This window comes from Clostridium rhizosphaerae (genome assembly GCF_016765585.1).
GTDB classification, from domain to species: Bacteria; Bacillota; Clostridia; order Clostridiales; family Clostridiaceae; genus Clostridium_AT; species Clostridium_AT rhizosphaerae.
In genome coordinates, this window is the sequence record NZ_JAESWC010000001.1 from 646,617 (window position 1) to 658,422 (window position 11,806).

Consider the following 11,806-nt stretch of genomic DNA (forward strand, 5'->3'; position numbering starts at 1 on the left):
TTTTTTATTGTTGACACAAAAAACAAAAAGTTATAAAATTCTGTAAACAACCATATTTATATCAAAATTTACAATTGAAAGGAAGGATATCTAATATGACAAAAAGATTGCTTGATTGCAACAGCTCAGATATTAATGCCATGGATAAAAATCAAATATTAGAATCTATAGCTGCCAGTGAAGGCAGAGTCATGGTTACAGAGATTATAGGAGCATTTCAGCCAATACTTTTTAATATAAGCAACGCTGAATTAGCATGTTCATTTGGATCTGATATACTTTTACTAAATTATTTTGATGTATATAATCCTATATTTAACGGAATACCTCAAGTTGAAAATCATAATATAGTAAGGGAAATAAAAAAACTAACAGGAAGACTAATAGGAATAAACTTAGAGCCTGTGGATTCTCATGAACAAACTATAGGCGAAATTAGAGAAATTTCAAATGGGAGAAAGGCTACTATCGAAACTGCAAAAAAAGCCTATGAAATGGGTGTAAATATAATACTTCTTACAGGCAACCCAGGTACTGGAGTATCTAATAAAGAAATAATAAGCACTTTGAAAGAAATAAGCAAATCCTTAGGTGACAAGCTCATACTAGCTGCAGGAAAAATGCACGCTGCTGGTTCCTTACATGAAGCAGGAGAAAATATTATTACCAAGGATGATATTATAGATTTTATTAATTCAGGAGCGGATATTATACTTCTCCCTGCCCCTGGAACAGTTCCAGGAATAACTGTTGAGTATATAAAAGAACTTGTTACCTTTATACACAGTAAAGGAAAACTTGCTCTTACAGCTATAGGTACCTCACAAGAAGGAGCAGACAGCCAAACTATACGACAAATCGCCTTGATGTGCAAGATGACAGGTACAGACCTACATCATATTGGTGATGCCGGGTATGCAGGTATCGCGATTCCTGAAAACATCATGGATTACAGTATTTCAATTAAAGGGAAAAGACACACTTATACACGAATGGCTAGGTCAGTTAACAGGTAATAAAAATGAGAAATGAATACTTTAAATTCATTTCTCATTTTTTGCTATATATACTTGAAGATTTTCCCCCATAAGTCCAACTTTAAACCTACTATTAAGTTCAGTGTATTCTTCATGTGCTAAAATCCATGTATTTTTACTTACAAGCATATATTTTTCTATATCCTCGATGTTTATCAATCCTTCAGTTCCCTTTATCGATATTACACCACATCTGAATCCACCTATCTCCATTTTACAAGGTAATGAATGTAACGTTGTACTGAAAATTTCAACCGCTACTCCTTCTGGGATAAAATAAGCTTCTACTTTTTTTATATCATACTGGTCTTCTAAAATATCTTGAAGTTTTCCAATAAAAATTATCATATCTGTTATAGCAACAATTATTTTATTACTTTTATGATTTCCTAAATAATTCAATTTAGAATTCATCCCATTACAATATCCAGCTTGAATAGGCATCCAGCCGAAATACTTACTTGTGAGCTTTTTAAATACTTCCGTGCTTTCTAAGGCTTCAGCTGATGGAACACAGACAACTCCTTCTTCTGGTACTGGGGTTTTTTCTTCAATATATTTAATCATTTCTGTAAAATCATAACCGGTTACTATTTTTCCATATTTTCTAAAGGCTAGATTAGTAATACCTTTAATTCTAATATGCTTATTTATCTTTCTCAATTGATTTAAAGTCATTGCACTACCTCTTTGTATTTTTATTACATTATTATTTCCAAAGAGTAATTAATTTAATTCAAATAAATACTGCTGCATAAAATTTATATGCAGCAGTTTATCTATATTTTATATTTTTCTATACCTTCAAGCATATCCTTAGACATATCAGCTAAATCATTAGCTGATATTGTAATCTCTTCTACTGAAGCATTTTGCTCTTCTACTGAAGAAGTTATTTCTTCTGATGAAGCAGAAACCTCTTCAGAAACTAATGCAACATCTTCAACCTTTTTAATAACATTATTTTTAGATACTACTACACTGCTTAAAGCACCATTAACTTCTTTTATTTGAGGAACAATGCTATCCACTTCTCTTATTATTTCTTTGAGAGAAATAACAGTTTTACTAACATCTTCACCTTGACTAAGCATTTTATTTGATACAGCCTGTGCAGTAGAAGATGCATCCTTAGCCTCATCAGTGATTCTATCAACCAATTGTGCTATTCCTTTAGAGGAATCTAATACTTGCTCTGCAAGCTTTCTTATCTCATCAGCAACTACTGCAAAGCCCCTTCCAACTTCTCCTGCGCGAGCAGCTTCGATAGCAGCATTTAATGCTAATAAATTAGTTTGCTCTGCTACAGCATTTATTACATCTGTTATGGTAGTAATTTGTCCTACACTGCTATCTAATAAAGATAACTTTTCAATAACATATTTAAAACTGCTAGTTACATCATTAATAGACTTTATAAGCAATTCTATTTTATCTGAACCATTATCTGCAGCAATCTTTATTTTAGCTCCTCCATCTGTCACATTTTGAAGCTTATTATTAACTTCATCTAGAGTTACACCAAAGTTTTCAAGCATATTTACTGTATCAGAAATACTTTCAGACTGCTTTGAAGCCCCAATCGCAACTTCTTCTATTGCCTGAGCCACTCCATTACTTGAAGCAGCTACTTGTTCTGTAGAGGCCGCCAAGTTTTGTGAAACCGAGCTTAACTTGTCGGATGAAGCTTTTATATTTGCTACCATATCTCTAATTGAAGCTATAGTTGAATTCATTGCATCAGCTAAAATAGAAATTTCATCTTTAGTATTAACCTTAAACTTAACGCTAAAGTCTCCTTTTGCCACTTGCTGTATTGTTTTAGTCATCATCTTTATTGGCTTTGAAAGTCTATTAGCTTCAATATAAGAAATTGCTATTGCTATTAATAATATAAATATAAGAAATCTTAGAGATTTAAGTAATATTCCCTTTGAATCTAAATTTACTGATATTCCAACAGATAATGCTCCATTACCAAAACTTTCTCCCTGAACTGGTATTATTACTTGGAGTATATTTTCTTTATTACTATCTGCTGAAAGCTCCGATGTATCTTTTCCTTCCGTAATAACCTTTTTTGTCTTACTATCACCATCTTGTCCAACTTTTGTTTTGTCACTACTTGCAATTATCTTGTTATCCTTATCAATTACATTTATAAATGCTATTGAATCTTGATGACCTTTAGTTCTTTCCAAAAACTCCTGGACTTTATCATTGCTTGAAGCATTAAAACCTCTAAGTCCATCAGCTATTTGCATGGCTAATGCACTATTTTGCTTCTGAAGCTGATCTCCCATACTGCCGATAAGCTGACTTGCTATAAGTCCTGTAGTACCGATAATACATAAAAGTGCTAATCCCAAATAACTTACTGTCAATTTTCTTCTTATTGTTTTCATTTTCCCTTTTCCTCCGTAAAAACTCATGCTTTCCAACAAATCAAATAAGTTTAATTCTACCCTTATTACAATATAAACTCAATATATAAATAGTAAATAATACGTTAATTTAAAAAAATAAAAAGACCGTTAAATAACGGTCTTTTTAGTAAGATTACTCTTGAACAGGTGCTCCTACTGGGCAAACATTAGCGCAATTTCCACAATCAATGCAGTTATCTGCATCTATTACAAATATGCTATCTCCTTCGCTTATACAGCTAACTGGGCATTCAGCAGCACATGCACCGCAGCTTATGCAAGCATCAGTAATTTTGTATGCCATAGTATACTCCTCCTAAATATTTTAATATGGATTGTCCATTCTTATTTTACCACTATTTAAAATATTTTCAAAGATATTTTTATAGAACAGTATACCCTAAATCCTCAAGGCATTGAATAAGCTTATCTTCATTTAAGAAATACTTATCATATACAACATTTACTTCCTGCTTCTCTTTATTAATTTGGCAGGCTATAACTCCTTGATTCATAGATATAGCCTCCCTAATACTATTAACATCTTCTAAGCTTTTCATATTTGCAATTTTAATTACTGACTTCATTGAGATGGAACCCCCTAGTTTTCTTTAAATAATTCCTTTATTTCTTTAACATCTACATCTACGTCTTGAATTTCTATTTCTATTTCTTCTTCATCAATTATTCCTTCATAACCGCCAGAAACTAAAGTTACCTTTTCAATACTATAATCTCTAATTATTTCTTCTCCATCTTTTGGCTTTATTTTAACTTTAACTAATTCTTTAACAACACTATTAGAAACAACCTCTCCTTTTCCATCTTCTGTATCCACTACAGAACCTACTCTTGGAAGCCTTTTTCTAATATCTTCATAGGTCTCCTGCTCATAATTTAAGCAGCACATAAGTCTCCCACAAATACCCGAAATTTTAGTAGGATTCAAAGATAAATTCTGTTCTTTAGCCATTTTTATAGATACAGGAACGAAATCTCCCAAAAAGCTTGAACAGCATAAAGGTCTTCCGCAAGGGCCAAGACCTCCAACCATTTTTGACTCATCTCTTACTCCAATTTGCCTTAGTTCTATTCTTGTTCTAAAAATAGTAGCCAAGTCTTTTACTAGCTCTCTAAAGTCAACTCTTCCATCTGCAGTGAAATAAAATATAACTTTATTATTATCAAAAGTATATTCTACATCTATAAGCTTCATAACAAGCTTATGTTCTTGAATCTTTTCAATACAAATCCTAAAAGCTTCCTGTTCCTTTATCTTGTTTTCTTTATGTTGAGTTTCATCCTCTTCTGTAGCTTTTCTAATAACACTCTTAAGAGGTGAAACAATATCTTCGTCATTAATGAATTTAGTGCCAGTAACACACTCACCAAATTCTATACCCCTAGCTGTCTCTACTATTACACTTTCACCCTTTTGAATATCTAAATCACCAGGATCAAAATAATATATTTTTCCAGCTTTTTTAAAACGAATACCTGCAACTTTTACCATAATGCCTCCTATAATATAAGGAAATAACTTCAACTATATAATCAAGTTTACATATTATTTCTTTTAGGTACCAATAAAAATATCTATATATCTAAAAAATTAAGCAGCATAGTGCTGAATGTAAGTGATGGATTAACATTTCTTTCTAACTTCTGCCTTGTTTTATTTACTATTTCTATAATATCATTTAATGAACTAAAAGAAAATAAGGAAGCTAATTCTTTTAGCTCGTTAATCTTATCTAAATTTATAATTAACTCTTCTTTACCGGTCTCTTTATAAACTAAAATATCTCTAATAAAGGATAACAACCAAGTTAGCGTTTCCTGCCAGTTATTTTTATATTTCAAAAAGAAATCTTCATATTTTAGAAATTCTCTTGGTTTTTTATTATTCATACTTAATAATATACTAAGTAAAGTATTCCTTATTTCTTTAAAACTTTCATCCTCGATAAATCTTTCTGCTCTTCCTGGTATTCCATCGCTAAAAGCAGTTACAGCTTTGATTTCATTTATAGATAAATTGCTGTACTTTATCTTTAGAAACTTTTCCATTTCATCTAATGTGAGTCTTTGAAGTTTGTGAATCTGACATCTTGACTTTATGGTTTCTAAAATATTTTCTAGTTTTTCACAGAGTAAAATAATAAAAACCCCCTGAGGTGGTTCTTCTATTGTTTTTAGAAAAGCATTCTGAGCATCCACAGTCATTTTATTTGCTTCATATATTATTATAACTTTCCTATTACCTTCATAAGGCTTTTTATTTATTTCATCTATTATTTCTTCAACTAAATATTTTATACCAATAGTTTGCTTATTATCAGGAACCTTAAACTCTATAAGGTCAGCATATTCTCTATCATAAGGTTTACCTAAAAGCTTAAGTCCTATACCTCTTGCAATTAAACTTTTTCCAATTCCATCTTCACCAACAATAAGATGGGCATGTGAAAACATGCCCGAAATTATTGATGTATTTATTTGATTTTTTATATTCTCATGTCCTATTATTTTCTCAAAGTTCAAGTTTACCGCTCCTTAATAACTTTGCCATATAATCATTTCCTATAGTACAATTTATCATATTTTTATAAATTTATCTACATCTACAACAAATATAGTGGCTCCCCCAACTTCAACCTCAACAGGATATGGAACATATACTCCTGTGGAGCCTGCTACTGGCGAAGGTGAAGTAACAACTTGATCTCTTGTCTTGCAAACTTCTTCTATTACACCAAGAACCTTATCAACCTTATCTGCTTCAACACCTATCATTAAGGTAGTATTTCCAGCTTTTAAAAAACCTCCTGTAGTTGCAAGCTTTGTAACTCTAAAGCCATCGTCATTTAAAACATCAATAAGTTCACCTGCGTCATCATCCTGAACAATAGCAATTATAAGTTTCATTTTACTCCCTCCATATCACATAGTTTAATTATATCTAATTTACATCTTTTTCTAAATTTTTGCAATACTTAATTGTAAAGATTTCATTGATATTAATTAATATAATTTTATTACATATTAATTCACCAAAAACCTTTTGGAGAATATACTGAAATTAAGGTGCTAAGGATTAAAGTTGAGTCAGACAAAGTATAAAAAGGAGGGTTTCTTATGAGCAAAAAATGCTGTGAAAACAATTATGGACTAATGGATGGTTTAGGGTTTGGTTCCAGAAAACCTAGCTTATCTAACCTAATCATACTAATACTTATTATTCTTCAATTTAATAATGGTACTAATTTGTTAGGAAGCGGTAATGCTGGCTATCAAGGAATCGACAATGGTATTCTGTTCATAATTGCATTATTCTACTTAAGCTGCTGCAGCCCATGCAAAGAAAGCTGCTAGATCTGCTAATGATTAATACTTAAAAAGAGCTCCTATAGATAGCAGACTGCTTTCTATAAGAGCTCTTAATTTATATTAAATCATTTATTATCTTTACAATGTGATTATGAATATCCTCTAAAGATCTATTAGCATCTATAGCTGTTATGTAATCTGCTGAATTAATTAAACTCATATAACCTTCATATACTCTTTTATGAAATTCATCACCACTATTTTCTAGTCTATCTAGAGATCTTTGCTTTGATTTCCTTTTCAATCCTTCTTCAAAAGGAATAGTAAGCAAAAATGTTATATCTGGTTTCAAACCATCAATAGCTGCTTCATTTATATTTTTTATTCTATCTGCCCCAAGATTTCTACCTATCCCCTGATATACAATTGAAGATTGTACAAATCTATCACAGATGACTATTTTTCCTTCCATTAAAGCAGGCTTAATAACTTCATTAACAAGCTGAGCACGAGATGCTGCATATAAAAGTGCTTCACACATATCCGCCATTTCGCTATTGTCATTATCAAGTATTATATTTCTAATCTTTTCACTTATTTTAGTTCCACCAGGTTCTCTTGTAAAAACTATTTCAAACCCTTTTCTACTTAAATAAGCTTTAAGCAATTCTATTTGAGTAGTCTTCCCTGACCCATCCGGACCTTCAAAAGTAATTAATAATCCTTTTTTCATTTTTATCACTCCACCACAGTAATATGTTCATTATCAATTCCAAGTATAGTTACTTTATTTTCTACATAATATCTTATCATATCTAAAGCAGTTTTATCTATAATTTCTCCAGGATTTACAAGTGGAATTCCTGGGGGATATGGAACAACTGCTTTTCCGCAAACCTTACCTTCAGCTTCATTTATGAAAACACTTCTCTTTTTCATATCAACAATCTGCCAAGGCATAAGCTCAGCCTTTGGTATATGAAGTTTATATATTATTCTTTGCTCCTCTTTCAGCAATTCCACATTACATTCGCTAAGCACCTTATATAGGGTTTCAAAATCTTGCTCCTTATTAAAAGGTGAAAATATTAAAACTACATTTGAAGCATCACTCATTTCAGCTTGTATCTTTCTGCTTCTTAGATATTCTAGAAGTTTGTGACCGCTGAGTCCTTTATTAAGATTTATCACATACCGACTTAAATCTATGTTATAAATATCATCACTATCTAAAACATGTAGAAACTTAAGCTTGTTTATTTTATTTCTAAATATATTTGCGATTTTTATTAGTTCTTCATAACCTTTCCTGCCATACTCTTCTATCCAGTACCTTCCATAATCCATAGATGCCATTAACATATAAGAAGGGCTTGTACTTAAAAAAGCGCTGACATAAAAGTCGACTTTTTCTATATCTACATTCTCACCCACATGAAGATATGCAGTTTGAGTAAGACTGGAAAGTGTTTTATGGCAGCTCATAACCACCATATCTGCTCCAAGCTTTACTGGACTTTCAGGTAAGGCATCATGTACACCAAAGTGAGCTCCATGAGCTGAATCCACCAACACCTTCATATTATATTTTTGGGCTTCATTTATAATAAATTTTAAATCAGGGCATACCCCATAATAATTAGGATAAGTAATTATTATTCCCTTGGCATCTTTATTATCTTCAATTAAGCTTAAAAAATGCTCCATATCAACTGACATTGGAGCATTAAACTTATTACTAATTTTATTCCTTATATATATGGGTTTCAGCTTCCGCATTAATATTCCATTAAAAATGCTTCTATGACAATTTCTTTCAACTATAACTTTATCTCCTTCACTAAAAGCTGAAAAAATCATAGCAAGATTTCCACTTGTGCTTCCATTCACTAAGAAATAAGACTTTCTACTTTTATAGAATCTGCTTAAAAGCTCCTCTGCTTCCTTTATTATTCCATCTGGATTATGGAGATTATCTACCCCATCAACCTCTGTAATATCTATTTTTAGTATATTACTGTATATTTCCTTTCCTATATCTGTACTCAAAAATCCTTGGCCGCCTTTATGACCTGGCATTGCAAACGGAATATTATTTTCATTGGTATACCTTAAGAGTCCCTCTACAAGTGGTAATTTAGACAACGAGTATCCTCTCCCTTTAGTGTAATTTGCACTATTGTCTTTTTTATACAGTCTTTATAGAAATCATAAAAATCTGTATTCATATTGGAATTTATCAATCTTTCCTCGCAGCATTTACAAATTCTTTTCCCGTTTATAATTATACCATTATTTAGAGGCTTCCTACATATAATACATGCTTGTTTTTTCATAATTTCCCCCTGTCAATTGCTGTACATGCTTATTTTATTCTAATTTTTGCCTCTTCTAATATATTTTATTCAGTATATTGTCCACTTTTATTTTGTCCACATAAATATTTAAACTTTGTTCAAATATATTATGGAGTTTGAGGAAACAATATTATATATAATTTGCATTCTAAATTACGGAGGTCTATTATGAAACAGGAAATGCTAAGCTATCTTTATACAATTAAAGATGACATATTCAATCTTTCAAAATATTTATATGAAAATCCTGAAGAAAGCTTTTATGAATATAAAGCTTATAACTACATAGTAAAAATGCTTAAGGATAATAATTTCAAGGTAACAGAAAATTATTTAGATATACCTACTGCCTTCCACGCAGAGCTTGGAAGCGGTCATCCTAAAATATGTTTTATTTGCGAATATGATGCTGCAACTAAAGAAGGTCATGTAACTGGTCATAACTTAATATCAGCTATGGCTACAGCTGCTGCTCTTTCCTTATCAAAAGTTCTTAAAAACTTTAATACAGGTACAATAATTTTACTTGGCTGCCCAGGTGAATTTGTAAGCGGTGCTAAAGTTACAATGACAAAGCAGGGTATTTTTAGTGATATTGATGTTGTTCTTATGGCCCATCCTGATGTAGAAAATGCTGAAACAGGAACATCTATGGCTCTTCTTCCTGTGCAAATTAGGTTCACTAGCGAAAATCCTTCAATTAAGTCAGATAATGGGACTTATTCTTCTTTAGATGCATGCTATTTTATTGTAAACTCTCTTAGTTTTTTAAAAACCGGATTTAATAAAAGCTGCAATATAGATAATGTAAAAATAACTAATGGAGAGTCTTGTCATCAAATACCTACTCAATCAGATTTAAAGTTTTATATAAGAGCTCCCAAAATGACAGAAGCTTGTGAAATTGAAAATAAGATTAAAGAACTTGCAAATACAACTGCTAATATTATGAATCTAAAATATGAGATTACAATGCCTGAACTTCCATATGATGAACTTATACCTAATCATGCTCTGTCAAGAATTTTTGCCCATAACCTTAAAGAAATTGGCATTATTGATACTGTAGAGCCTAAAAACAGTTATTCTGGCTTAAGTCTTGGAACAGTAAGCCATGTTGTCCCTTGTATACACCCTTATGTTTCAGTAGTTGAGGATTCTTCTATAAAATATAACTCGATAGATTTTGCTCGTGCAACAGTATCTAAATATGCAGAAGATAAAGTTCTTAAAATATCTTCTGCACTCGCTATGACTGCACTTGACCTATTGGAAAAAGAAGACCTTCTTCAGGAGGTTAAAATTGAATTCTATGAAAACATTAAAAATCATCAAGAAACACCTTGTGAAGTATTATAAAATATAGACTTTATTCTCTAATCAGATATAATATAATTAAGAATGAATAATGAGGAATGAAGAATGTTGGATGAAAGTCCAAAGGACTTTACTAAATTGCATTAATTTATAATCCTTAATAAACTTTCTTCAACAATTTTTCATTCTTCATTCTTAATTATTCATTTTTTACTTGGAGGATAATCATGATTTCTATATACAAAAATTTTAACGAAACATCTCATGAGCTTCAAAAGCTTGATAATATTGAACCTGGATGCTGGATTAACATTGTAGCACCTTCTGATCAGGAATTACTTCTAGTTTCAAAAAAAACTGGAGCTCCTTTAGAGTTTTTAAGAGCAGCACTCGATGAAGAGGAAACTTCTCGTATAGATACTGAGGATAATAACATACTCTTTGTTATGGATATTCCTTTCACTGAAATGGAGGCTAACTCGCTAACCTATGACACATATCCTCTTGCAATAATACACACTGAAAAGGAAATTATAACTGTATGTCTAAAAAACAGTAAAATACTTACAGACTTTGTTGAGGGAAAGGTTAAATCCTTCTTTACTTTTAAACGTTCAAGGTTTATTCTTCAAATACTATTTAAAATTTCAACTTATTATTTGCTTCACTTAAGACAAATTGATAAAAAGAGCTTAATGATTGAAAGAAAACTTCATAAATCTATGAAAAATAAAGAGTTAATTCAACTTTTATCCCTTGAAAAATCCCTTGTTTACTTTTCAACTTCATTAAAATCTAATGAAATTACACTTGAGAAAATGCTTAAACTAGAGATAATGCAAAAATACCCTGAGGATAAAGATGTGCTTGAAGATGTGATCATAGAAAATAAACAGGCTATAGAAATGGCTACAATCTATAGCAATATCTTGAGCGGAACTATGGATGCCTTTGCATCTGTTATTTCAAACAACTTAAATATGGTAATGAAATTTTTAGCTTCCATAACAATTGTTATGGCTATACCTACTATGATTAGCGGGTTATTTGGTATGAATGTTCTAGTACCATTTGCAAATAATCCTAATGGATTCTATATTATTTTAGCCATAATAGTATCTATAGCTTTAGTTGCTGCTTTTGTTCTAGGTAAAAAAGATATGTTTTAAAAAATAAGCACTTAAATTAGTGCTTATTTTTTTAACTATTTGAAGCATATAAAATCAAAAAATAAAAAATGCTAAGTTTTATACTTAGCATTTTTGACCTAGCAACTCTCTACTCTTCCACTCAGTCTCCCGAGCAGTACCATCGACATCTCAAAGCTTAACCTTCGTGT

Annotated in this window: 14 protein-coding genes; 4 read left to right on the top strand and 10 right to left on the bottom strand. The window is 31.1% G+C overall.

Features of this window, described 5'->3' with window-relative positions; genetic code table 11:
• Positions 1–95 precede the first annotated feature (95 nt).
• Positions 96–1,016, top strand: a complete 921-nt coding sequence (locus tag JK636_RS03100; protein ID WP_202747365.1) for a DUF7916 family protein — start codon at positions 96–98, stop codon at positions 1,014–1,016.
• A 27-nt stretch (positions 1,017–1,043) separates the two neighbouring features.
• Here the strand turns inward: JK636_RS03100 and JK636_RS03105 are convergent, their stop codons facing one another.
• The 7 genes from JK636_RS03105 to JK636_RS03135 form a co-directional block, all read right to left on the bottom strand.
• Complete coding sequence (locus JK636_RS03105) at positions 1,044–1,715, bottom strand: DUF4867 family protein (RefSeq protein ID WP_202747366.1); 672 nt, start codon at positions 1,713–1,715, stop codon at positions 1,044–1,046.
• 101 nt (positions 1,716–1,816) lie between these two features.
• Complete coding sequence (locus JK636_RS03110; protein WP_202747367.1) at positions 1,817–3,442, bottom strand: methyl-accepting chemotaxis protein; 1,626 nt, start codon at positions 3,440–3,442, stop codon at positions 1,817–1,819.
• 154 nt (positions 3,443–3,596) lie between these two features.
• Positions 3,597–3,767 (bottom strand): DUF362 domain-containing protein, encoded by a 171-nt coding sequence (locus JK636_RS03115; protein ID WP_021654694.1) that lies wholly within the window; start codon positions 3,765–3,767, stop codon positions 3,597–3,599.
• A 79-nt stretch (positions 3,768–3,846) separates the two neighbouring features.
• A complete protein-coding gene (locus tag JK636_RS03120) occupies positions 3,847–4,050 on the bottom strand; it encodes a heavy-metal-associated domain-containing protein (RefSeq protein WP_202747368.1) in 204 nt (67 codons plus the stop codon).
• A 14-nt stretch (positions 4,051–4,064) separates the two neighbouring features.
• Positions 4,065–4,976 (bottom strand): PSP1 domain-containing protein, encoded by a 912-nt coding sequence (locus JK636_RS03125; RefSeq protein WP_202747369.1) that lies wholly within the window; start codon positions 4,974–4,976, stop codon positions 4,065–4,067.
• Between the two features lie 83 nt (positions 4,977–5,059).
• The gene (locus JK636_RS03130) at positions 5,060–6,007 is read right to left on the bottom strand and encodes a DNA polymerase III subunit delta' (protein ID WP_202747370.1); all 948 of its coding nucleotides are present in this window, start codon (positions 6,005–6,007) and stop codon (positions 5,060–5,062) included.
• Positions 6,008–6,061: 54 nt separating this feature from the next.
• Positions 6,062–6,391, bottom strand: a complete 330-nt coding sequence (locus JK636_RS03135) for a cyclic-di-AMP receptor (protein WP_202747371.1) — start codon at positions 6,389–6,391, stop codon at positions 6,062–6,064.
• Positions 6,392–6,601: 210 nt separating this feature from the next.
• Between JK636_RS03135 and JK636_RS03140 the strand changes: the two genes are divergently transcribed.
• The gene (locus JK636_RS03140) at positions 6,602–6,838 is read left to right on the top strand and encodes a hypothetical protein (protein ID WP_202747372.1); all 237 of its coding nucleotides are present in this window, start codon (positions 6,602–6,604) and stop codon (positions 6,836–6,838) included.
• Between the two features lie 70 nt (positions 6,839–6,908).
• On the opposite strand, the gene tmk is transcribed toward JK636_RS03140, so the two are convergent.
• The 3 genes from tmk to JK636_RS03155 are packed head-to-tail and all read right to left on the bottom strand — an operon-like array spanning position 6,909 to position 9,129.
• Positions 6,909–7,526, bottom strand: coding sequence for a dTMP kinase (tmk, locus tag JK636_RS03145; protein WP_202747373.1), 618 nt, complete (start codon positions 7,524–7,526; stop codon positions 6,909–6,911).
• Positions 7,527–7,531: 5 nt separating this feature from the next.
• Entirely contained in the window at positions 7,532–8,938 is a 1,407-nt protein-coding gene (locus tag JK636_RS03150) for an aminotransferase class I/II-fold pyridoxal phosphate-dependent enzyme (RefSeq protein ID WP_202747374.1), read from the bottom strand.
• On the bottom strand, positions 8,917–9,129 hold the full coding sequence (locus JK636_RS03155) for a sigma factor G inhibitor Gin (protein ID WP_202747375.1): 213 nt from the start codon (positions 9,127–9,129) through the stop codon (positions 8,917–8,919). Before JK636_RS03155 ends, JK636_RS03150 begins: the two co-directional genes overlap by 22 nt.
• A gap of 189 nt (positions 9,130–9,318) precedes the next feature.
• Here JK636_RS03155 and JK636_RS03160 point away from each other — a divergent pair, with 189 nt between their 5' ends.
• Together JK636_RS03160 and JK636_RS03165 are read left to right on the top strand one after the other, a co-directional pair.
• Positions 9,319–10,509, top strand: a complete 1,191-nt coding sequence (locus tag JK636_RS03160) for a zinc-binding metallopeptidase family protein (protein WP_202747376.1) — start codon at positions 9,319–9,321, stop codon at positions 10,507–10,509.
• Positions 10,510–10,694: 185 nt separating this feature from the next.
• Positions 10,695–11,636 carry a magnesium transporter CorA family protein gene (locus tag JK636_RS03165; RefSeq protein WP_202747377.1) on the top strand — a complete coding sequence of 314 codons (942 nt, stop codon included), beginning with the start codon at positions 10,695–10,697 and terminating at the stop codon, positions 11,634–11,636.
• Positions 11,637–11,806: the final 170 nt, after the last annotated feature.

What these genes read in the sequence shown, in the direction of transcription:
- JK636_RS03100 (WP_202747365.1), top strand. Translation starts at nt 96, where the DNA reads ATGACAAAAAGATTGCTTGATTGCAACAGCTCAGATATTAATGCCATG.
- JK636_RS03105 (WP_202747366.1), bottom strand. Translation starts at nt 1,715, where the DNA reads ATGACTTTAAATCAATTGAGAAAGATAAATAAGCATATTAGAATTAAA.
- JK636_RS03110 (WP_202747367.1), bottom strand. Translation starts at nt 3,442, where the DNA reads ATGAAAACAATAAGAAGAAAATTGACAGTAAGTTATTTGGGATTAGCA.
- JK636_RS03115 (WP_021654694.1), bottom strand. Translation starts at nt 3,767, where the DNA reads ATGGCATACAAAATTACTGATGCTTGCATAAGCTGCGGTGCATGTGCT.
- JK636_RS03120 (WP_202747368.1), bottom strand. Translation starts at nt 4,050, where the DNA reads ATGAAGTCAGTAATTAAAATTGCAAATATGAAAAGCTTAGAAGATGTT.
- JK636_RS03125 (WP_202747369.1), bottom strand. Translation starts at nt 4,976, where the DNA reads ATGGTAAAAGTTGCAGGTATTCGTTTTAAAAAAGCTGGAAAAATATAT.
- JK636_RS03135 (WP_202747371.1), bottom strand. Translation starts at nt 6,391, where the DNA reads ATGAAACTTATAATTGCTATTGTTCAGGATGATGACGCAGGTGAACTT.
- JK636_RS03140 (WP_202747372.1), top strand. Translation starts at nt 6,602, where the DNA reads ATGAGCAAAAAATGCTGTGAAAACAATTATGGACTAATGGATGGTTTA.
- tmk (WP_202747373.1), bottom strand. Translation starts at nt 7,526, where the DNA reads ATGAAAAAAGGATTATTAATTACTTTTGAAGGTCCGGATGGGTCAGGG.
- JK636_RS03155 (WP_202747375.1), bottom strand. Translation starts at nt 9,129, where the DNA reads ATGAAAAAACAAGCATGTATTATATGTAGGAAGCCTCTAAATAATGGT.
- JK636_RS03160 (WP_202747376.1), top strand. Translation starts at nt 9,319, where the DNA reads ATGAAACAGGAAATGCTAAGCTATCTTTATACAATTAAAGATGACATA.
- JK636_RS03165 (WP_202747377.1), top strand. Translation starts at nt 10,695, where the DNA reads ATGATTTCTATATACAAAAATTTTAACGAAACATCTCATGAGCTTCAA.